General features: G+C 59.9%; 18 protein-coding genes. 4 read left to right on the top strand and 14 right to left on the bottom strand.

Translation table 11 applies throughout. The features are described from left to right. Positions 1-91 precede the first annotated feature (91 nt). The 5 genes from FHW68_RS21085 to leuS all read right to left on the bottom strand — a co-directional run bounded on the left by FHW68_RS21085 (position 92) and on the right by leuS (position 6,207). Entirely contained in the window at positions 92-1,414 is a 1,323-nt protein-coding gene (locus tag FHW68_RS21085; RefSeq protein WP_183682878.1) for a lytic murein transglycosylase, read from the bottom strand. 62 nt (positions 1,415-1,476) lie between these two features. Further along, positions 1,477-1,641: an alternative ribosome rescue factor ArfA gene (arfA, locus tag FHW68_RS21080; protein WP_003176285.1), complete on the bottom strand. Its 165-nt coding sequence runs from the start codon at positions 1,639-1,641 to the stop codon at positions 1,477-1,479. Between the two features lie 188 nt (positions 1,642-1,829). Then, a complete protein-coding gene (holA, locus tag FHW68_RS21075; protein ID WP_095633908.1) occupies positions 1,830-2,867 on the bottom strand; it encodes a DNA polymerase III subunit delta in 1,038 nt (345 codons plus the stop codon). 39 nt (positions 2,868-2,906) lie between these two features. Then, complete coding sequence (lptE, locus tag FHW68_RS21070; protein WP_095633907.1) at positions 2,907-3,512, bottom strand: LPS assembly lipoprotein LptE; 606 nt, start codon at positions 3,510-3,512, stop codon at positions 2,907-2,909. Between the two features lie 88 nt (positions 3,513-3,600). Next, a complete protein-coding gene (gene leuS / locus FHW68_RS21065; RefSeq protein WP_183682875.1) occupies positions 3,601-6,207 on the bottom strand; it encodes a leucine--tRNA ligase in 2,607 nt (868 codons plus the stop codon). A gap of 280 nt (positions 6,208-6,487) precedes the next feature. On the opposite strand from leuS, the gene FHW68_RS21060 reads away from it, so the two are divergent. Together FHW68_RS21060 and FHW68_RS21055 are read left to right on the top strand one after the other, a co-directional pair. Next, positions 6,488-6,808 (top strand): hypothetical protein, encoded by a 321-nt coding sequence (locus tag FHW68_RS21060; protein WP_095633905.1) that lies wholly within the window; start codon positions 6,488-6,490, stop codon positions 6,806-6,808. 106 nt (positions 6,809-6,914) lie between these two features. Further along, positions 6,915-7,676, top strand: a complete 762-nt coding sequence (locus FHW68_RS21055) for a YdcF family protein (RefSeq protein WP_095633904.1) — start codon at positions 6,915-6,917, stop codon at positions 7,674-7,676. A gap of 87 nt (positions 7,677-7,763) precedes the next feature. Here the strand turns inward: FHW68_RS21055 and lnt are convergent, their stop codons facing one another. From lnt to miaB, 5 genes are all read right to left on the bottom strand, one after another. Further along, complete coding sequence (lnt, locus tag FHW68_RS21050) at positions 7,764-9,287, bottom strand: apolipoprotein N-acyltransferase (RefSeq protein ID WP_183682871.1); 1,524 nt, start codon at positions 9,285-9,287, stop codon at positions 7,764-7,766. 15 nt (positions 9,288-9,302) lie between these two features. Beyond that, a complete protein-coding gene (locus tag FHW68_RS21045) occupies positions 9,303-10,142 on the bottom strand; it encodes an HlyC/CorC family transporter (protein WP_007894419.1) in 840 nt (279 codons plus the stop codon). 5 nt (positions 10,143-10,147) lie between these two features. Further along, positions 10,148-10,642 (bottom strand): rRNA maturation RNase YbeY, encoded by a 495-nt coding sequence (ybeY, locus tag FHW68_RS21040; RefSeq protein ID WP_183682868.1) that lies wholly within the window; start codon positions 10,640-10,642, stop codon positions 10,148-10,150. Further along, complete coding sequence (locus FHW68_RS21035; RefSeq protein WP_095633901.1) at positions 10,635-11,651, bottom strand: PhoH family protein; 1,017 nt, start codon at positions 11,649-11,651, stop codon at positions 10,635-10,637. The genes ybeY and FHW68_RS21035 overlap by 8 nt, the downstream gene beginning before the upstream one ends. Positions 11,652-11,854: 203 nt before the next feature. After that, positions 11,855-13,183: a tRNA (N6-isopentenyl adenosine(37)-C2)-methylthiotransferase MiaB gene (gene miaB / locus FHW68_RS21030; RefSeq protein WP_183682864.1), complete on the bottom strand. Its 1,329-nt coding sequence runs from the start codon at positions 13,181-13,183 to the stop codon at positions 11,855-11,857. Between the two features lie 132 nt (positions 13,184-13,315). On the opposite strand from miaB, the gene FHW68_RS21025 reads away from it, so the two are divergent. Further along, on the top strand, positions 13,316-13,645 hold the full coding sequence (locus tag FHW68_RS21025; protein WP_007894425.1) for a DUF1820 family protein: 330 nt from the start codon (positions 13,316-13,318) through the stop codon (positions 13,643-13,645). Positions 13,646-13,758: 113 nt separating this feature from the next. Here the strand turns inward: FHW68_RS21025 and FHW68_RS21020 are convergent, their stop codons facing one another. The 4 genes from FHW68_RS21020 to FHW68_RS21005 all read right to left on the bottom strand — a co-directional run bounded on the left by FHW68_RS21020 (position 13,759) and on the right by FHW68_RS21005 (position 17,293). Next, positions 13,759-14,313, bottom strand: coding sequence for a tetratricopeptide repeat protein (locus tag FHW68_RS21020; RefSeq protein ID WP_095633899.1), 555 nt, complete (start codon positions 14,311-14,313; stop codon positions 13,759-13,761). Between the two features lie 224 nt (positions 14,314-14,537). Continuing rightward, the gene (gene hemL / locus FHW68_RS21015; RefSeq protein ID WP_183682861.1) at positions 14,538-15,821 is read right to left on the bottom strand and encodes a glutamate-1-semialdehyde 2,1-aminomutase; all 1,284 of its coding nucleotides are present in this window, start codon (positions 15,819-15,821) and stop codon (positions 14,538-14,540) included. Positions 15,822-15,839: 18 nt separating this feature from the next. Then, positions 15,840-16,463, bottom strand: a complete 624-nt coding sequence (gene thiE, locus FHW68_RS21010; RefSeq protein WP_183682858.1) for a thiamine phosphate synthase — start codon at positions 16,461-16,463, stop codon at positions 15,840-15,842. Positions 16,464-16,495: 32 nt separating this feature from the next. Beyond that, positions 16,496-17,293 (bottom strand): hydroxymethylpyrimidine/phosphomethylpyrimidine kinase, encoded by a 798-nt coding sequence (locus FHW68_RS21005; RefSeq protein WP_095633896.1) that lies wholly within the window; start codon positions 17,291-17,293, stop codon positions 16,496-16,498. Positions 17,294-17,732: 439 nt separating this feature from the next. Here FHW68_RS21005 and FHW68_RS21000 point away from each other — a divergent pair, with 439 nt between their 5' ends. Then, the gene (locus tag FHW68_RS21000) at positions 17,733-20,117 is read left to right on the top strand and encodes a hybrid sensor histidine kinase/response regulator (protein ID WP_095633895.1); all 2,385 of its coding nucleotides are present in this window, start codon (positions 17,733-17,735) and stop codon (positions 20,115-20,117) included. Positions 20,118-20,131: the final 14 nt, after the last annotated feature.

Below are 20,131 nucleotides of genomic sequence, written 5' to 3'. Positions count from 1 at the left end.
CCTGATAGTCAGTCTTCGCGGGCAAGCCTCGCTCCTACGGGATTGTGGGGCGCCAACAATCCTGTAGGAGCGAGGCTTGCCCGCGAAGCTTTTAGCGGCTACGCAACCCTTCCAGCAGCTTGTGCGTCGGATAACCATCCGCCGGCCAGCCAAACGACTGCTGCGCACTGCGGATCGCTTTGCGGGTGTTGGCACCGATAATCCCGTCGGCGGTCCCGGCATCGTAGTTCTGGGCGCTCAGCAGGTTTTGCAGTTCGATGCGCTCGGTACGGCTCAGGGGCAAGTCATCTTTTGGCCATAGGCCGCTGATCAAACCGCCGCCATTGAAGCGCTCGGACAGCAGGCTCACGGCCAGGGCGTAGGACGAAGAGTTGTTGTACTTGAGGATCGCGCGGAAGTTATCGAGGACCAGGAACGCCGGGCCGCGATAGCCTGCCGGCAACAACAGGGCGGCCGACAGGTGTTCGGAGCCGGCTGGAACCTGGCCGCCATTGGGCAGGCTCACGCCCAGTTGTCGCCACTCGGCCACGCTCTTGCGAATCGCGCCATCGGCCAGAACGTAATTGAAGCCGCTCGCCAGTTGAACTTCGAAGCCCCAGGGCTGACCTTTCTGCCAGCCTGAGCTTTGCAGGTAATGCGCGGTCGAGGCCAATGCATCAGCGGAGCTGTTCCAGATGTCGCGGCGGCCATCACCATCGAAGTCTACGGCGTGGGTGTTATAGGTGGTCGGAATGAACTGGGTCTGGCCCATGGCGCCGGCCCAGGAGCCGAGCATCTTCTCGGGGGCGATATCGCCCTGTTGCAGGATTTGCAAGGCAGCGATCAGTTGCGCATGGGCAAAGCCCGGACGTCGCCCTTCATAAGCCAGGGTCGCCAGGGAATTGATCACCGACTTGCTGCCCTGGAACTGACCGAAGTTACTTTCCATTCCCCACACCGCGACCAGAGCCTGACGGTCGACTCCGTAGCGCTGCTCGATGCTTTGCAGGATGTCGGCGTGCTCGCTGACAAGCGCCTGACCTTTGCGCACGCGCAGCGGCGACAGCGCGCCATCGAGGTACTCCCACACCGGGCGAGTAAATTCCGGTTGACTGCGATCGGCACGGATCACGCTGTCGTCCACGCTGACATTGGCGAAAGCACGATCGAACAAGTCGGCGCGAATGCCAGCGGCGAGCGCGTCTTTACGGAAACCCGCCTGCCATTCGGCAAAGCTCTGGGTTGGCTGGATGTCGAGGTTTTCACCGGTTGGAACCACCGGCGGAATGATCGCAGGGGCTGTCGCAACGGTGCGGGTCTGAAGCGGTTGGGCGTCGGCGGCAGTGGGTTTTTCCGCGCAGGCGACAAGCAGAACGAGGCTGGAGGCAGCGATCAGTTGGCGAAAGTGCCAACGACGGGAAATACAAAGGGGCATGCACAGGTCCAGAGGATACGAATCAGATGCAGACCTTAACATGTTGAGCGATGGCTTGCCTTTCAGGCCGCCAGAAAGTAAGAAGCCTCCCAGCTATTAGACTGGAAGGCTTCGCGGCGGTAGCTGCCTTTGCCCTTGCCGGCTCGTTCCTGACGGCTGCGGAACAGTGGCTGGGCGATGATGGATTTGGCCTTGTTGGGGCCATGTTTAGATGGCTTTTTGCTCATGATGATCTCTCGCAAGTGAGTGGATTTTGCGGGGAGAATAATCTGCCGAAGTGGGGATTCTGTCTAGTCCCTACATTGTGTAGGACCTTTCGGACGCCTTCGCGGGCAAGCCTCCCTCCTACAGGAATCACACACGATCTCTGTAGGAGCGAGGCTTGCCCGCGAATGGCGGTTATGGGTCAAAAACATTACTCGGCAGGCAAAGACAATCTCTGCCCGGCCATCAACAGCGTCAACCGACTCAGGCTCATCCACGGCGAACCCGCCGCCTGGCCTTTGATCTGTGCGTCGATGCGCTGGGCTTCCAGCAGCAACTGCGCCCAGCGTTGTGCCGAATAACGTTGCAGCGCCTTGCTCATCAACGGTTTGCGTTTGTCCCAGATGGGCGGTCGGGCCTGGCTGAAGGCTTTGTCCAGCGGCACGCCCTGGCTGTATTGCAGCGACAGATTGGCCAGCAGACGCAGCTCTCGGGCCAGCGCCCAGAGAATCACCGGCGGTTCGACACCTTCGCCGCGCAACCCTTCGAGCATGCGCAGGGCGTGAGCAGCCTCGCCATTGAGAATCGCATCGGTCAGGCCGAAAACATCGAAACGCGCACTGTCGGCCACCGCGGCTTGCACCGTTTCGACGGTGATCTGGCCACCTTCGGCCATCAGCTTGAGCTTTTCGATTTCCTGGGCGGCAGCCAGCAGGTTGCCCTCGACCCTGGCGGCGATCAGTTCAACGGCGTCCTGGCTGGCGGAAAGCCCGGCCTGGGAGAGGCGTTGACGGATCCAGCCTGGCAACTGGTGGGTGTCCACGGGCCAGATCTGCACGAACTGGGTCTGCGGGCCTTCGATCAGTGCCTTGCCCCACTTGGTCTTCTGCGCACTCCCATCCAGCTTGGGCAGGCTGATCAGCAACACCGTGTCTTCGGCCGGGCGCGAGCAATACTCAATTAATGCCGCAGCGCCTTTGTCTCCGGGTTTACCGGAGGGCAGGCGCAGTTCCAGAAGACGTTTTTCAGCGAACAGCGACATGCTGGCACCGGCCTGCAGCAGCGTACCCCAGTCGAAACTGGCGTCGGCGGCAAAGACCTGGCGTTCATCGAAACCTTGCTGGCGGGCAGCCGCGCGAACGGCGTCGGCGGCTTCCTGACACAGCAGCGGGTCATCGCCACTGATGACATAGATCGGCGCGAGGGCACCTTGCAGGTGTTTAGCGAGTTGGGCGGGGGCGAGTTTCATAAGAAGAGGCAAACGGGGCGCCTGAGCGCCCCGTAAGGCTTATTGCTGCGGCAGTTCGATAGGCGACTGACGCGGCATCTGCGCTTCAGCTTTCTGCGCAGCTTCCAGTGCGTCGGCTTCAGCCTTGGCCCTGGCGTCAGCGGTCTGTTGCAGCTGTTCCAACTGCGTTGGGGAGAGCTGTTGCAGGCGCAGCATCATGCGTTGAACCAGTTCACGACGCATCTCCTTGCGAGCATCGTTGGCTTCCTGGTCGGAACCCACCAGGTTGTTGCCGTCATGGATGAAGACCTTCTGCACTTCGAGCTTGTCGCTCAGCAATGGCAGGTTGCTCTGACTCCGGATGTCGTAGTTCAGCACCATGCTCATCTGGTACTCGCCAGTACGACCGGCGCCTGCGTAACTGAGGATGCGCTGGCTTTCCTGCTCATCGGTCAGCACCAGTTTGTGCGGTGCGCCGCTGTAGACCTTGACGCCACTGCTTTCCAGCACCTGACGCAATTGCGTCACGGTTTCGCCGTAGGCATTGCGGGCGCTCAGATCGAGTTCCTTGATTGCCAGTTCAGTGGTGCCGGTGCCGCGCAGCTGGAAGCCGCAGGCGCTCAGCAGGACTGCAAGGCCCATCACCAGCAAATTGCGTTTGATCATCTTGTTGCTCCCCTTGAAACCATGTGGGCCGGTCAAGCGGCCCGAAAGGTTTTACCGGCGCCAGGCATGACCTGGCGCCCGATCCAATTTAGCTGGCGACGATATTGACCAGTTTCCCAGGCACTACGATCACTTTGCGAATAGTCAGGCCATCGACGAAGCGCAGGACGTTTTCGTTGGCTCGTGCGGCCGCTTCGACTTCTTCGCGGCTGGCGCTGGCCGGCATTTCGATGTGGCCACGCAGCTTGCCGTTGACTTGAATGACAAGCTGCAGGCTGTCCTGTACCAGGGCGCTTTCATCCAGCACCGGCCAGCCGGCATCGATGACCGGATCGGCGTGACCGAGGCGATGCCACAGTTCGTGACTGATGTGCGGGGTGATCGGAGCCAGCAGCAGGACCACGGTTTCCAGGCCTTCGTGAATCAGTGCGCGATCCTGTTCGGTGCCTTGCGCGGCTTTTTCCAGCACGTTCATCAACGTCATCACTTGGGCGATGGCGGTGTTGAATTTGTGGTTCTGGCCGACGTCGTGGCTGGCCTGCTTGATCGCCTGGTGGATCGAGCGGCGAATGGCTTTCTGTTCGTCGCTCAGGCTGGCGATGTCCAGTTTGCCCGGCAGGCCCTGGATGACGTGTGCTTGAGCCAGACGCCAGACGCGTTTGAGGAAGCGGTGCGAACCCTCTACGCCGGAGTCGGACCATTCCGCGCTCATGTCGGGTGGCGAGGCGAACATCATGAACAGGCGGCAGGTGTCTGCGCCGAACTGGTCAATCATCGACTGGGGGTCAACGCCGTTGTTTTTCGACTTGGCCATCTTCTCGGTGCCACCGATTTCCACCGGCAGGCCATCCGCGATCAGCTTGGCGCTGATGACCTTGGCTTTGCTGTCGCGTTCGAGCTCGACATCCGCCGGGTTGAACCACGTGTAGGCACCGTTGGCTTCGCGACGGTAGTAAGTCTCGGCGATCACCATGCCCTGGGTCAGCAGGTTCTTGAACGGCTCGTTGGAGCTCACCAGGCCTTCATCACGCATCAGCTTGTGGAAGAAGCGCGCATAAAGCAGGTGAAGAATGGCGTGTTCGATGCCACCGATGTACTGATCCACCGGCAACCAATGGTCGGCCGCCGATTTTTCCACCAGACCACCTTCATAGTGGGGCGAGGCATAGCGGGCGTAGTACCACGAGGACTCGACGAAGGTGTCCATGGTGTCGGTTTCACGCTTGGCCGCGGCGCCGCATTTCGGGCAGGTGCATTCGTAGAACTCGGGCATGCGCGCCAGCGGCGAACCGGCACCGTCCGGCACGACATCTTCCGGCAGCACCACGGGCAGTTGATCTTCCGGGACCGGCACATCACCGCAGGTGTCGCAGTGGATGATCGGGATCGGGCAGCCCCAGTAGCGCTGACGGCTGATGCCCCAGTCGCGCAGGCGGAACTGGGTACGCGAGGCACCGAGGTTTTTCTTGATCAGCGCCACTTCAATGGCGTCGAAGGCGCCTGCGAAGTCGAGGCCGTCGAATTCGCCGGAGTTGATCAGCGTGCCGTGCTCGCCGTACGCATCCTGCCAAGGCGCCGGGTTGGTGTCACCGGAGCTTGTGCGCACCACGGATTTGATCGGCAGGTTGTACTTGGTGGCGAACTCGAAATCACGTTCGTCGTGAGCCGGAACAGCCATCACCGCGCCATCGCCGTAATGCATCAGCACGTAGTTGGCGACCCACACCGGGAGTTTCTCACCGGTCAGCGGGTGTTCGACGAACAGCGAGGTTGGCAGGCCTTTTTTCTCTTGGGTGGCGACGTCGGCTTCGGCAACGCTGCCGCCCTTGCATTCAGCGATGAACGCTTGCAGCTCAGGATTGTTCTGCGCGGCCAGGGTGGCCAAATGGTGTTCGGCGGCCACGGCAACGTAGGTTGCGCCCATCAGGGTATCCGGACGGGTAGTGAAAACTTTCAACGCGCCGGTTTCACCGATGGAAGCGACGTCGTACGGGAATTGCACTTCCATGCCGCGGGATTTGCCGATCCAGTTGCGCTGCATGGTCTTGACCTGTTCAGGCCAGCCCGTCAGTTCGTCGAGGCTCTCCAGCAGCTCATCGGCGTAGGCGGTGATCTTGAAGTAGTACATCGGGATTTCGCGCTTTTCGATCAGCGCGCCGGAACGCCAGCCGCGACCGTCGATCACCTGCTCGTTGGCCAGAACGGTCTGGTCGACCGGGTCCCAGTTCACCGTGCCGCTTTTTTTGTAAATCACGCCTTTTTCGAACAGGCGAGTGAACAGCCATTGTTCCCAGCGGTAGTAATCAGGCTTGCAGGTGGTCACTTCGCGCGACCAGTCCACCGCCAGGCCCAGGCTGCGCAGCTGGCTTTTCATGTAGGCGATGTTTTCGTAGGTCCACTTGGCGGGCGCTACGTTGTTCTTCATCGCGGCGTTTTCCGCCGGCATGCCGAAGGCGTCCCAACCCATGGGTTGCAGGACGTTCTTGCCTTGCATGCGCTGGTAGCGGGAGATCACGTCGCCGATGGTGTAGTTGCGCACGTGCCCCATGTGTAGCTTGCCGCTGGGGTAAGGGAACATCGACAGGCAGTAGAACGTCTCCTTGCCTGGCTGTTCACTGACTTCAAAGGACTTTTGCTCATCCCAGAATGACTGGGCGGCGGCTTCGATTTCACGGGGCTGATATTGTTCGTGCATGGCTACTTTTGAACTGAATAGGGGTGGCCTAATCCTCTTCAATGCAACGCTGGACGGTGAGAACGCCAAATCGACGTTTCGGTGCCCAGGCGAGCTGGAAGTGGAGTTACAGGAAGCGCCGTAGCATACATGACCGCACTCTACCGAGGGAAACCCTGATTACACGCAAGGATGCGGCCAATACCCGCCCCGAGGGCCGTTGGTCGCGGCACTCAGCCGGTTTTTTCAGCGAGGCTAAGCTCTAAAAGGGGAGTGAGTCTTATCTTCAATGAGGTGATGGATGGTTGAGTCACAGCAAAAAGCTACAAAACCGGAGCTATACGAAAAACTGATAGACCGTCTCGCAATGGCCCTGGACACGGCCAAAACAGCCGGACGGCTGCGTGATGAGCGTCCCCTGGAGCTGGAGCTGCGTGGTTTGAGCCCCGCAGAGTTTGAACTGGTCAAGGCCTATCTGGATCGTAGTGAACGTGAAACGCACGGATGCTTGTCAGCAGCAGTGAAGCAACTCGAGGCACCGCGTTCGGCCAAGGTCATCTGGCTCAAGGATAAGGCACCCGGCAAAGGCGCGGTAAAGGTCCGGTCTTTGCAATTCAAGTAAGGGCACTTGAAGCCATGGAAAATGGTTTTTTGAAACAAAGTCCTTCAACGCTTATTGTCGCATTGCATCAACCCACCTAGGCTTCGGGCATCTATGGAGATGCTCGATGCCTTTTCGTTATTTCGTTAAACAAATTCTATTGCCACCCGGCATTTTATTGCTATTGCTGATACTTGCCTGGTGGTGGCGCCGCTCCAGGCCCAGGCTGGCGGGGTTGTGTTTCGTCCTGGGCGTGGGCGGCTTCTGGTTGATGAGCCTGCCGGTGGTGGTGGAATGGAGTGCCAAGGCTCTGGAACGAGAGCCGCCGCTGGCGCGCGAAGAATGGGCAACCCTGAGTCGGCGCGCCGATGCAATCGTGGTGCTGGGTTCAGGGCGTGAGCGTGGCGATCCGGCTTGGGGTGTTGACCAGCCGACGGGCGTGGGCCTGGGGCGCGAGCGCTATGCCGCGCGCCTGGCCAAGGCGTCTGGCTTGCCGATTCTGACCAGTGGTGGTCTGCATTACGGCACACCACCGACCGAAGCGAAGCTGATGGCGGACTCGTTGCTCGATGATTTCGGCGTGACCGTGCGTTGGCAGGAAGGGCGCAGCCGCACGACGTGGGAAAACGCGCAATTCAGCGCCCAGGTGTTGTTGCCGGAAGGAATCAAGCGGGTGGTGGTCGTGACTCAGGCCTGGCATATGCCGCGAGCGGTCTGGAGTTTCCGGCAGGCCGGATTTGAAGTGGTGCCAGCGCCCGTAGGGTTTTTAGGCGTGGACAATGCCCGACCGCTGGGCGGCTGGTTGCCGGAATTCAAATCGATCTGGCAGAGCGGGCAATTGATGAATGAGGCGGTGGGGCAGATCGGGTATTCGTTGTTTTATCGTTGAAGATCAAAAGATCGCAGCCTTCGGCAGCTCCTACGCGCCCGTTGGGCGCTGCCGAAGGCTGCGATCTTTTTGCAGGCGGCACGATACTTAAACGGTCTTCGCCATCCGGTTCGCCACCAATGCCCAACCAAACAACAACATGCAACTGATGATCAATGGCCACGAGCGCCATTCCAGATACGGCGTGAGGTTGTGCATCGGCACCACTTCGCCATACAGGATGCCTTGTTCGAACTGCGGAATCTGCGCCGTGATCTGACCGAACGGGTTGATCAGCCCCGTCACGCCGTTGTTGGTGGCACGGATCATCCAGCGGCCGGCTTCAAGTGCACGCATCTGCGCCATCTGCAAGTGTTGCAGCGGGCCGATCGAGGTGCCGAACCAGGTGTCGTTGCTGATGGTCAGCAGCAAATCGCTACGGGCAGCGAGGCTGGCAGCGAATTCCGGGTAGACCACTTCGTAGCAGATGAACGGTGCAATCTGATAACCCTTGGCTTGCAGCAGCGCTTGATCGGCCGGCCCACGGGCAAAGTCGGACATCGGCAGGTCGAAGAAAGCGATCAGGCCACGCAAAACTTCCTGCAGTGGCACGTATTCGCCGAACGGCACCAGTTTTTGCTTCAGGTATGTGCCATCGCCTTCACCGACGACGGTAATGCCGTTGAAATAACGCTTTTGGTGATGGAGTTCCTGGCGAATCGGCACACCGGTGATCAGCGCGGATTTACGCTCGGCGGCGAAACTTCCCATCATGTTCAGGTAGCCCTCGGCGGACTCCTTGAGTACCGGGACCGCCGTTTCCGGCCAGATCAGCAGGTCGACGCGTTTGGAGCTCAAACTCATGTCGCGGTACAGCGCCAATTGCGCATTGAGCTGTGAGGGGTCCCACTTCATGCTTTGTTCGATGTTGCCCTGAATCGCCGCGACGCTCAGGGGGTCGCCTGCCGGGCTGGTCCAGGCATGTTCTTTGAGCGCCATGCCGGCCACCCATGGACCTGCCAGCAGGAGCACGCCGACAGCGATGAAGCCTGCACGACCGGTGCGTACCAGGCGCGCAGCGTTGTAGATCAGCGCAGCCGTCAGGGCCAGCGCGAAGGAAATCAGCCACATCCCGCCGACCGGCGCGAGCCCGGCCAATGGGCCGTCGAGCTGGCTGTAACCGGAATAGAGCCAGGGGAAACCGGTAAGGAACCAGCCGCGAAAGGCTTCCTGGGCCACCCACAACGCCGCAAATGCCAAGGCATCGGCCAGCGGCGCTTCGTTACGGCGCAGCCAGCGTGCCCAAATCCAGGCGGGCAGGGCGAAGAACCAGGCAATCGCCATGGTGAAGGCGAGCATCAACAACCCGGCCAGCAGCACCGATGCGCCACCGAAGTTGTGAATGCTGTAGTAGATCCAGCTGGTGCCCGCGGCAAACAGGCCGAAACCGAAGCACCAGCCACGACCTAGGGCCTGGCGGGGGCTCAGTTCACGCAAACCGGCGTAAAAGAAACCGACCGCCAGCAAGGCCAGCGGCCAGATATCGAACGGCGCCAGGGCCAGGGTAGTGAGTGCACCGGCCGCCATGGCCAGCAGGTTACCGGGCCAGCCGGGGCGGGTCATCCAGTGCATTTCTTTCCTTAATGTTTACCGGGCAATAGGGGTCAGACGCAGCAAGTGAATCCGACGGCTGTCGGCGTTCAGGATGCGGAAGCGATAGGCGCCGATTTCTGTGATTTCGTTGCGTTTTGGCAGGTGCCCGAACGCACTCATCACCAAGCCGCCAACGGTGTCGAATTCATCGTCGGAGAATTCGCTGTCGAAGAACTCGTTGAAGTTATCGATCGGCGTCAGGGCCTTGATCAGGAAATCACCACTGGGCAGCGGCTTGATGTAGCTGTCTTCTTCGACGTCGTGCTCGTCTTCGATGTCGCCGACGATCTGTTCCAGCACGTCTTCGATGGTCACCAGGCCAGCCACGCCGCCGTATTCGTCGATGACGATGGCCATGTGATTATGGTTGGCGCGAAATTCACGCAGCAGCACATTCAGGCGCTTGGACTCGGGCACGAAGGTAGCCGGGCGCAGCAGGTCCTTGATGTTGAAGCTGTCGCCGTTCTCCTTGAGGATCAGCGGCAGCAAGTCCTTGGCCAGCAACACACCCATCACGTCATCGTGGCTTTCGCCGATCACCGGATAGCGGGAGTGGGCCGAGTCGACCACGGCCGGCAGGAACTCGCGAGGTGTCTGGGTCGCCTTGATGCTGATCATCTGCGAGCGCGGGACCATGATGTCCCGTACTTGCAGGTCCGCAACCTGGATGGCGCCTTCGACGATGGCCAGCGCTTCGCTGTCCAGCAACTTGTTTTGATGTGCGTCGCGCAGCAGCTCCAGCAGCTCCTGGCGGTTTTTCGGCTCATGGGCAAAAGCCTGGGTGAGCTTACCCAGCCAGGACTTCTGCCCGTTGCTCGATCGATCTTCGCTCATAGCGATTACTCTGAATCCTTTGTTGTCACGATGGGGGATGTGTCTGTTTCGTCGTCCGCATAAGGGTCCGGATAACCCAGCTCTGCAAGCAACGTTCGTTCCAGTGCTTCCATTTCTTCGGCTTCGTCGTCATCTATGTGGTCGTAACCAAGCAGATGCAAGCAGCCGTGAATGACCAGATGCGCCCAGTGGGCCTTTACTTCCTTGCCTTGTTCCGCCGCTTCGCGTTCGACTACCGCTACGCAGATCACCAGATCACCGAGCAAGGGAATATCGAGAAACTCATCGGGGACATCGGCCGGGAACGACAAAACGTTGGTGGCGTAGTCTTTCTGCCGCCAGGTGAAGTTCAGTTCGCGTGCTTCTTCCTCATCGACCAGACGGATGGTCATTTCGGAGCCGGCGGTGCGCTGGCGCAGGGCCAGTTCGCACCATTGGCGGAATTCGGCTTCGCTTGGGGCAGACGCTTCGCTAGCCAGTTGCAGGTCAAGCTCAAGCATCGGGGCGAGTGTCCTTGGGAGAAGGCTTCGCCGTTTCGTCGGCTGTGCGATTTTCGAAGCGCTCATAGGCTTCGACGATGCGTTGCACCAATGGATGGCGCACCACGTCCTTGGGCATGAAGTGGGTAAAGCTGATACCCGGAACGTCCTTGAGCACCTCGATCACATGATGCAGCCCGGATTTGGTGCCTTTCGGCAGGTCGACCTGGGTAATGTCGCCGGTGATGACCGCCGTGGAGCCGAAGCCGATGCGAGTCAGGAACATTTTCATCTGCTCGACGGTGGTGTTCTGGCTTTCGTCGAGGATGATGAAGCTGTTGTTCAGCGTACGACCGCGCATGTAGGCCAACGGCGCGACTTCGATCACTTGGCGCTCGATCAGCTTGGCTACGTATTCGAAGCCGAGCATTTCGTAGAGAGCGTCATAAAGCGGGCGCAGGTAGGGGTCGATTTTCTGCGACAGGTCGCCGGGCAGGAAGCCGAGCTTTTCGCCCGCTTCAACCGCCGGACGAACCAGCAGAATGCGGCGAATCTGCTCGCGTTCCAGCGCATCGACCGCGCAGGCAACGGCCAGATAGGTCTTGCCGGTACCGGCCGGGCCGATGCCGAAGTTGATGTCGTTACCGAGGATTTCCTTCACATAGCGCACTTGATTCAAGCCGCGAGGGCGAATCATGCCTTTCTTGGTGCGCAAGGCGACGGACGGTTCGGCGGGAGAATGATTGTCCAGTTCCTCGACGGCCGATTCCTGCAGGAACAGGTGAACCATGTCGGGCGACAGCTCGGTACCTTTGGTTTCCCGGTACAAGCGGCGCAGCAGGTTTTCCGCTGAGGTGGTGTGCTTGCGCTCGCCGATCAGTTCGAACTGATTTCCGCGGTTGCGGATCTCGATCGCGAGGCGCTGTTCGATCAAGCGCAGATGCTCGTCGAATTGCCCGCACAGATTGGCGAAGCGGCGAGCTTCAAAAGGCTCGAGGATGAAACGATGTGGTTCTATGGGTGCGTTCAAGGTCGTATTTAGCCGCCCAAGGGCAATTATGATGAATCAAGGATAGCGCCAGTCGCCTGGGTGCGAAAGCTCTTAAACAGACCAATGTTGAGCACCGTCCTTGTAGGAGCGAGGCTTGCCCGCGAAGAACGATAACGCGGTCCGGCAGACAGACTGCGGCGCGGCCTTCGCGGGCAAGCCTCGCTCCTACAGGTTTTGCTGGGTTATGGGAGCAGCGAGCCCCGTAGCGAGTGCGGTTGCGCGGCATCGATGTGCACATCGGCGAACTGCCCGATCAGGGTCGGATTGTCGCAGCGGAAGTTGACGATACGATTATTCTCGGTCCGGCCTTGCAGTTCACCGGGGTCTTTTTTCGAATAATCGGTTACCAGAATCCGCTGAATGGAGCCCACCATTTGTCGGCTGATCTCGAAACCTTGTTGATTCAGGCGATGTTGCAGGGCGTTCAAGCGTTCTTTTTTCAGTTCTTCCGGCGTTTCGTCGGCCAGATCGGCAGCTGGCGTGCCCGGGCGCTGGCTATAAACGAACGAGTAGGAAAAGTCGAAGCCGACGTCTTCGATCAGCTTCATGGTCTGTTCGAAGTCTTTTTCGGTCTCGCCCGGGAAGCCGACGATGAAGTCAGAACTGATGCAGATCCCCGGTACGGCCGCCCGCAATTTACGCAGCTTGGATTTGTACTCCAGCGCAGTGTGATTGCGTTTCATCGCCGCGAGGATCCGGTCGGAACCCGATTGCACTGGCAAATGCAGGTGTTTGACCAGCTCCGGCACCTCGGCGTGGGCCTGGATCAGGCTGTCGGAGAATTCCAGCGGGTGCGAAGTGGTGTAGCGAATCCGTTCGATACCCTCGACAGCGGCCACTACCCGAATCAATTCTGCCAGATCAGCCAGGCGCCCATCGTGGGTGGTGCCGCGATAACCGTTGACGTTCTGCCCCAGCAAGGTCACTTCCCGTACGCCGTTTTCGGCCAGGTGAATGATCTCGGCAATCACGTCGTCGAACGGTCGGCTGACTTCTTCACCACGCGTATAAGGCACCACACAGAACGTGCAGTACTTGCTGCAGCCTTCCATGACCGACACGTAAGCGCTCGGCCCGTCAATGCGCGGCTCGGGCAAATGGTCGAATTTTTCGATTTCCGGGAACGAGACGTCGACTTGCGGCAGTTTGGTGTCGCGTGCGGCGTCAATCATTTCCGGGAGGCGGTGCAGGGTCTGCGGGCCGAATACCACGTCGACATACGGAGCGCGATCACGGATCGCCGCACCTTCCTGACTGGCCACGCAACCGCCAACGGCGATGACCATGTCCGGATTAGCCAGTTTCAGTTCGCGCCAACGCCCCAGCTGGGAATACACCCGGTCCTGGGCACGTTCGCGGATCGAGCAGGTATTAAGCAGGATCACGTCGGCATCTTCAGCGCGAGCGGTGACTTCCAGGGCCTGATGTTCACCCAGCAGATCGACCATGCGCGAGCTGTCGTACTCGTTCATCTGGCAGCCGTGGGTTTCGATGTAAAGCTTCTTGGCCATGGATAGAGTCATCACGTGATTCAAAGAACCGCGCATTATAGGGAACATGCTCCCAGGTTCCTACCGTTGCGCGTCCGGTGGCTATGCTATAGTTCGCGCCCTCATTTTGACCCCCGATGTTATCCGCCCACCATGACCAAACGTGAAGCTCCAATCTACAAGGTGATTTTCCTCAATCAGGGCCAGGTGTACGAGATGTATGCCAAGCAGATCTATCAAAGTGATCTGTGGGGCTTCCTGGAAGTGGAAGAGTTCGTCTTTGGCGAGCGCACGCAAGTGGTCGTCGATCCGAGCGAAGAGAAGCTCAAGGCTCAATTCGAAGGCGTTGTACGCAGTTTCGTGCCAATGCATTCGATTGTGCGCATCGACGAAGTCGAGCGCCTCGGCACCCCAAAAATCAGCGAAGCCCGCGGCGCGGTCGGCAATGTCATGCCGTTTCCGATGCCGATGCCTGAGAAGTAGTCTTCGAGACCGGGTCGCTCCCTTCGCGGGCAAGCCTCGCTTCTACAAGGGCAGCGCTGCCCTTGTAGAAGCGAGGCTTGCCCGCGAAGAGGCCAGAAAGACCAACGCAGAATTCAAGGTAGCGGTGAGAAAGGCGTACGCCCATCGGCGCTCTGCAATTCCATGAGGTATTTACGGAAAATTTGCCCCAGCACCTGGGTAGCGACTTCCAGGTCTTCGCGGGGCATTTTTTCGGCGACTTCATCGGCGGTGTCCAGCGCCTCTTCGGCACCGTTGACCGCGGCCATTTTCAGCACGATATACGCCTGAACGTTATTGGCAGGTACGCCTTCGCCACGGAAGAACATGGTGCCGAGTTTGAATTGCGCCTGGGCGTGGCCTTGCAGCGAGGCCTTTTCGAAGTAGCTCAGGGCTTGATTGAGGTCGCGCGGCGCGTTTTTGCCGTCGTAATAGAATTCACCCAACTCGTATTGCGCTTGCGCATCCCCTTCATCCGACGCTTTCTGACAGGCGGCGAGCGCTTGCGTCAGGTCTTGCGGCTGAGTATTGAGGGTGCAGCGACCCATCGCCGGGATCAACAACGAGTTGCCGCCTGCTTGTGCGAGCGCGAGCAGGGGCTGAAGGAGCAACAGGCAGCCCAATGCAAGGGTGCGGCCGGTGCGGTTCATGGGAATCGACTTACCTCTGAAGGGCGCGTGGACCCATCGAGGGGATCCAATAAGCGCGCATTATGAAATAAGCAGGGCCAACCTTACAAAGTCTTTACTCGTTTTTCTGCTGCGCGGGGAATATATCGCCCATTTTGCGGAGGATTATTGGCAGAAGAGCAGGAAAAGGGCGCGGATGCGGGTGGAAGCTGACGCTGGCAATGGCCAACGTCAGCGTTACAGCTTTATTTCAATGCGGCGAACGCACGCTCGGCGGCGTCCAGCGTCAGTTTCAACTCGGTTTCGCCGTGGGCGATCGAGGTGAAACCGGCTTCGAAGGCGCTTGGCGCCAAGTACACGCCGCCTTCAAGCATCAGGTGGAAGAAACGCCCGAACAGGCCGGCATCACTGGCCATTACATCCTCAAAGGTCACAATGTCGTCAGCGCCGCTGAAGTACAGGCCGAACATGCCGCCGGCCTGAGTGGTCACGAACGGAATGCCAGCGGCGTCGGCGCGCTGTTGCAGGCCATCGAGCAAACGGCTGGTGTAATCGCTCAGCTCGGCGTGGAAACCAGGACGACTGATCAGGCGTAGCGTGGTCAGGCCCGCCGCCATCGCCAGTGGGTTACCCGACAACGTGCCGGCCTGGTAGACCGGCCCCAGCGGTGCGATTCGCTCCATGATCTTGCGTTTGCCGCCGAAGCAACCCACCGGCATACCGCCACCGATGATCTTGCCGAAGGTGCTCAGGTCCGGCGTGACGCCGTAGTGGGCTTGGGCGCCGCCGAGGGCGACACGGAAACCGGTCATCACTTCGTCGAAAATCAGCACCACGCCGTGCTTGTCGCACAGGGTCCGCAGGCCTTCAAGGAAGCCCGGTGCCGGCGGTACGCAGTTCATGTTGCCGGCCACGGGCTCGACGATGATGCAGGCCACGTCCTGGCCGACTTCGGCGAGCAGGGTTGCTACCGCATCGATGTCGTTGAACGGCAGGGTCAGGGTGTGTTTGGCGAACGCCGCCGGTACACCGGCCGAGCTAGGTACACCTTGGGTCAGGGCGCCGGAGCCGGCCTTGACCAGCAGGCTGTCGGAGTGGCCGTGGTAGCAGCCTTCGAATTTGATGATGCTGTCACGGCCGGTAAAGCCACGGGCCAGACGAATGGCGCTCATGGTCGCTTCGGTGCCGGAGCTGACCATGCGCACCATTTCCATCGACGGCACGATCGAGCAGACCAGATCGGCCATTTCGGTTTCCATCGCGGTCGGGGCGCCGTAGGACAGGCCGTGTTCCAGCTGTTTGCGCACCGCGTCCAGCACGTCCGGATGGCTGTGGCCGAGAATCATCGGCCCCCAGGATCCCACGTAATCGACATAACGCTTGTCGTCTTCGTCGGTGACGTAGGCACCTTCAGCGTGTTTGAAGAACAGCGGCGTGCCGCCAACACTCTTGAACGCACGAACAGGCGAGTTCACGCCTCCTGGAATGTGTTTCTGGGCATTGGCAAACAGGGTTTCGGAACGAGACATGATCGGGCTCTCAAAAAATCAGGATTTGAACAATTCGTTAAAGGCGCGGGCGCGGCGTGTCACTTCAGCCGTACTCTCGGCGCCAAACAGGCCGTGCACCACCGCCAGCAAGTCGACCCCGTGGGCCACCAGCGGCGCAGCGTTGTCCAGCGTGATGCCGCCGATCGCGCAGATTGGCAGGTGCAGTTTGCTGCGCGCCTGATCAAGCAGGTCGAGGCTGCAGGCCGGTGCGCCGGGTTTGGTATTGGAATTGAAGAAGCGACCGAAGGCGACGTAACTGGCGCCTTCTTTGGCGGCTTGTTCGGCGAGTTCGAGTTGCGCGTGGCAGGTCGAACCGATGATCGCCTGACGACCGAGCAGTGCGCGAACCGGCATCAGCGGGCCATCGGTCTGGCCCAGGTGCACGCCGACGTTCAGGCGCGCCGCCAGTTCGGCGTCATCGTTGATGATCAGCTGGGTCTTGTAGCGTTCGCACAGATCGCGCAGGGCTTCGGCTTCGCGCAGGCGGCGGGCCTCGTCGCTGCTCTTGTCGCGGTATTGCAGCAGGGTGACGCCGCCTTCGAGCGCCGCCTCCACGTACGAAAGAAATTTACCGGCCAGTAACTGGCTGTCGGTAATGGCGTACAGGCCACGTAGTTTCATCGGACAAGCCTCTGCGCTTTACGCATAGAAAGTTACGAACAGAAATCCAGCGGCAAGCGGCGCGGCACGAACTGGCCTTTGCCCAGCTGCTCCGCATCACGCAAGGTGCGCCAAGTGTAGTCAAGCGCGCTCTTTACGGCACTGGCGAGGTGTTCGCCCTGGGCCAGTCGACCGGCGAGGGCGCTGGCCAGCGTGCAACCGGAACCATGGTAGCTGCCGGGCAGGCGCTGGCAGGTAAAGGTTTCGCGGTGACCGTCGCGGCTGTACAGGCGATTGTGTATTTCGTGTTCATCGCCATGACCGCCGGTGATCAGCAGGTGTTTGACGAACGGCAGAAGTTTGTCGGCGCACTCGTCCGCGGTGCCTTCGGGCAGTTCGGCGAGGATGCGAGCTTCGGGAAGGTTTGGGGTGGCAATGATTGATAGCGGCAACAGGCGTTCGCGCATGGCGTAGCCGACTTCATCCTTGCCCAGTCGCCCGCCACCGCCGGCGCGCAGCACCGGGTCGCAGACCACCGGCAAATGCGGGTGCGCCGAGAGCAGTTCGACCACGGTGTCGACCATTTCCAGGGAACCGAGCATGCCCAGTTTGACGGCGGCGACTTCGGAGTCGTTGAGCACGGCGTTGGCTTGGGCCAACACCCACTCGCGATCGAGCACGCGGAAGTCAGTGACATTGACGGTGTCTTGCACCGTCAGGGCAGTGACGGCCGGAGCCGCATGACAACCTTGAGCGAGCAGGGCTTCGATATCTGCCTGCAAGCCGGCGCCACCACTTGGGTCGTGGCCGGAGAGGCAGAGGACAACGGGGCGAGAGCTGTAGATATTCATGGTGCGCGAGCTTACCACCAAACATGTTTTTTCGGGTGTCGGCCCGTGAATCGTGACGCGGTCCCTGTAGCAGCTGCCGAAGGCTGCGTTCGGCCGCGTAGCGGTCGTCAAGCCTGTGATCACGGTTAGCCTGATGCACTGCGGTGATTGATTTCGCAACGGCTTCGCCGTTGAACGCAGCCTTCGGCAACGGCTACAGAGGGATGTGTGCAGGGGTACCCTTGTCACAACCTGACCAAGCCTACAGCTCTAACTCAATGTATAGAGCTGGAACGCTTGTTCTAGAGCCTTCGCAGGAAAAATTTCAATGGTGTTCAATGGCCATCAACGGCTATGCTAGAGTGGATCCAAACCAATCACAGGTAATACCGGTTTTACGTCTGCTCAAAAGGAATGGGGGGCTTCCTGACACAACCGGACAGGCCACGCTGGGGCTTAAATGCGCTATTTGCTGATGTTGCTGTTGTGCTTGCCTCTCCTGGCGAGCGCCGTCGAGTTCGACGAGTTTACCCAGAGCCTTCCCCTGGGCCGAGCGATGCAGGTTTATGAAGACGCGGGCGGTCAGGCGACCATCGCCGAAGTCCGTGCGCAGGCGGCGGCCGGGCAATTCAAGCTTCATGATAAAAACACCCTCAACGCCGGTTATTCGCGTTCTGCGTTCTGGCTGAAAATTGACCTGCAATACCGCCCGACCAACCCGTCGGCGCAACGGTCCTGGTTGCTGGAAGTGGCTTATCCGCCTCTCGATCACCTGGATCTGTACGTGCCCGACACGGGCGGTGAGTATCAATTGGTCCGGCAGACCGGCGATGCGTTGCCGTTCGCCACTCGCGAGATCCGCCAGAACAACTATCTGTTTGGTCTGAATTTTGCGCCCGAGCAGGCGCAAACCGTGTATTTGCGTCTGCAAAGCCAAGGCTCGGTTCAGGCGCCCGTCACGTTGTGGTCGAGCACCGCTTACCTCGAAGAGCAGCCGGTGCGGCTCTATGTACTGGGCCTGATTTACGGTGTGTTGCTGGGGATGCTGGTCTACAACCTGTTCATCTTCCTCAGCGTGCGCGACACCAGCTACCTCTATTACATCGTTTATATCGCCTCGTTCGGCTTGTATCAGCTGTCGGTGAACGGCGCAGCCGTTGAGTATTTCTGGCCCGACAATCCCTGGTGGGCCAACGCCGCGACGCCGTTCTTCATCGGCTGTTCAGGATTATTCGGCAGCCAGTTCGCCCGCAGCTTTTTGCAGACGGCCACCCACAGTCGCTGGCTCGACCGTTTGCTGCTGGCATTGATTGCGTTCAGTGCGCTGGTGGTCGGGTTGTCCTTGATGACCCATTACGCCCTGGCCCTGCGTCTGGCGACGTTGCTGGCGTTGGTGTTCACCGTGGTGATTTTCGCCGCCGGGATTTTCGCCTGGTGGCGTGGCCTGCGGGTCGCGCGGTATTTCATCATTGCCTGGTCGGCGTTCCTGCTCGGAGGCGTGGTCAATACCCTGATGGTGCTGGGTTATTTGCCTAACGTATTCCTGACCATGTACGCCAGCCAGATCGGCTCGGCGATCGAAGTGGCGCTGCTGTCCCTGGCCCTGGCCGATCGCATCAACGCCATGCGTGAGCAACAGGCGCAAACCCTGTTTGATGCTGGCCAGAAGCTCGAAGTGTTGAACCAGCAACTGGCCCACAGTAACAAGCTCAAGGACGAATTCCTCGCCACTCTGACCCATGAACTGCGCACGCCCATGAACGGTGTGATTGGCTCGCTGGAACTGATGCAGACCGTCGAGATGAATCCCGAGCTGGAGCAATACCAGCAAACGGCCGCCGGTTCGGCGCGGGACATGATGCGCATGGTCAACGGCATCCTGACCCTGACCGAGTTGCAGGCCGGCAAGCTCAAGGTCTATCCGGACACCTTCAGTTTGCGCAGTGTGGTCGAGGCCTTGCGCCTGCAGTTCGATGGCAATGCATCGGGCAAGTCGCTGGACTTCAAGGTGGAGGTTACGCCTGGGTTGCCGGATCGTTTGCACGGCGACAGCGGCAAGCTGACGCAATGCCTGGAATGCCTGCTGGATAACGCGATCAAATTCACCCGGGTCGGCGGATTGGCGCTGCGGGTGACGGGCAAACCGGTGGCGCCCGATCGGCTGGCGCTGTCCTTTGCGGTGATCGATACCGGCATTGGCTTTACCGATCTGGGGGAGGCAACGCTGTATCAGCGCTTCTTCCAGCTCGATGGTTCAATGACCCGTGAATACGGTGGCCTGGGCGTTGGCCTGGCCATTTGTCGGCAACTGGTCGAGTTGCTCGGCGGGCGTCTGAGTCATCGCTCGGAACCGGGACGCGGCAGTCGCTTTCAACTGGACGTGGAGTTCGAGCTGCCGCTGCCGGTGGTGGAACCTGCGCCTGCAATCACCGCGCAAGCCACCGATCTGCGTGTGCCTCAGGATTGCACGGTGTTGCTGGTCGATGACAACAGCATCAATCAGCTGGTGATGCGTGGCATGTTGCTCAAACTTGGGTTCCGCGTGTGCACCGCTGACAGCGGCGCCGCGGCGCTCGATCATTTGCAGCATGAAGCCGTTGACGCGGTGCTGCTCGATGGTCAGCTGCCGCCACTGGACGGCGCCTCGATCTGCTGCCGGATCCGCGCCTTGCCAGGTTGTGCCGAATTACCCGTGTTCATGCTTGGCCTGAGCGCAGACCGGGCCTATCGTCCGAGCGATACCTTCGTCGACTACCTGAACAAACCAGTGAAATTCGAAGATTTGCAGACGGCGCTCTCTCGACGGGTACTCTGCCCGGGGCAAGGCGAAAGCGCCGACAGTTAGGCAGATATGCCACT

It is taken from the genome of Pseudomonas sp. Tn43, from assembly GCF_014192635.1.
In the GTDB taxonomy this organism is placed as follows: domain Bacteria; phylum Pseudomonadota; class Gammaproteobacteria; order Pseudomonadales; family Pseudomonadaceae; genus Aquipseudomonas.
Note: the sequence above shows the minus strand (reverse complement) of the source record. Positions and strands in the feature narration are given on the sequence as shown.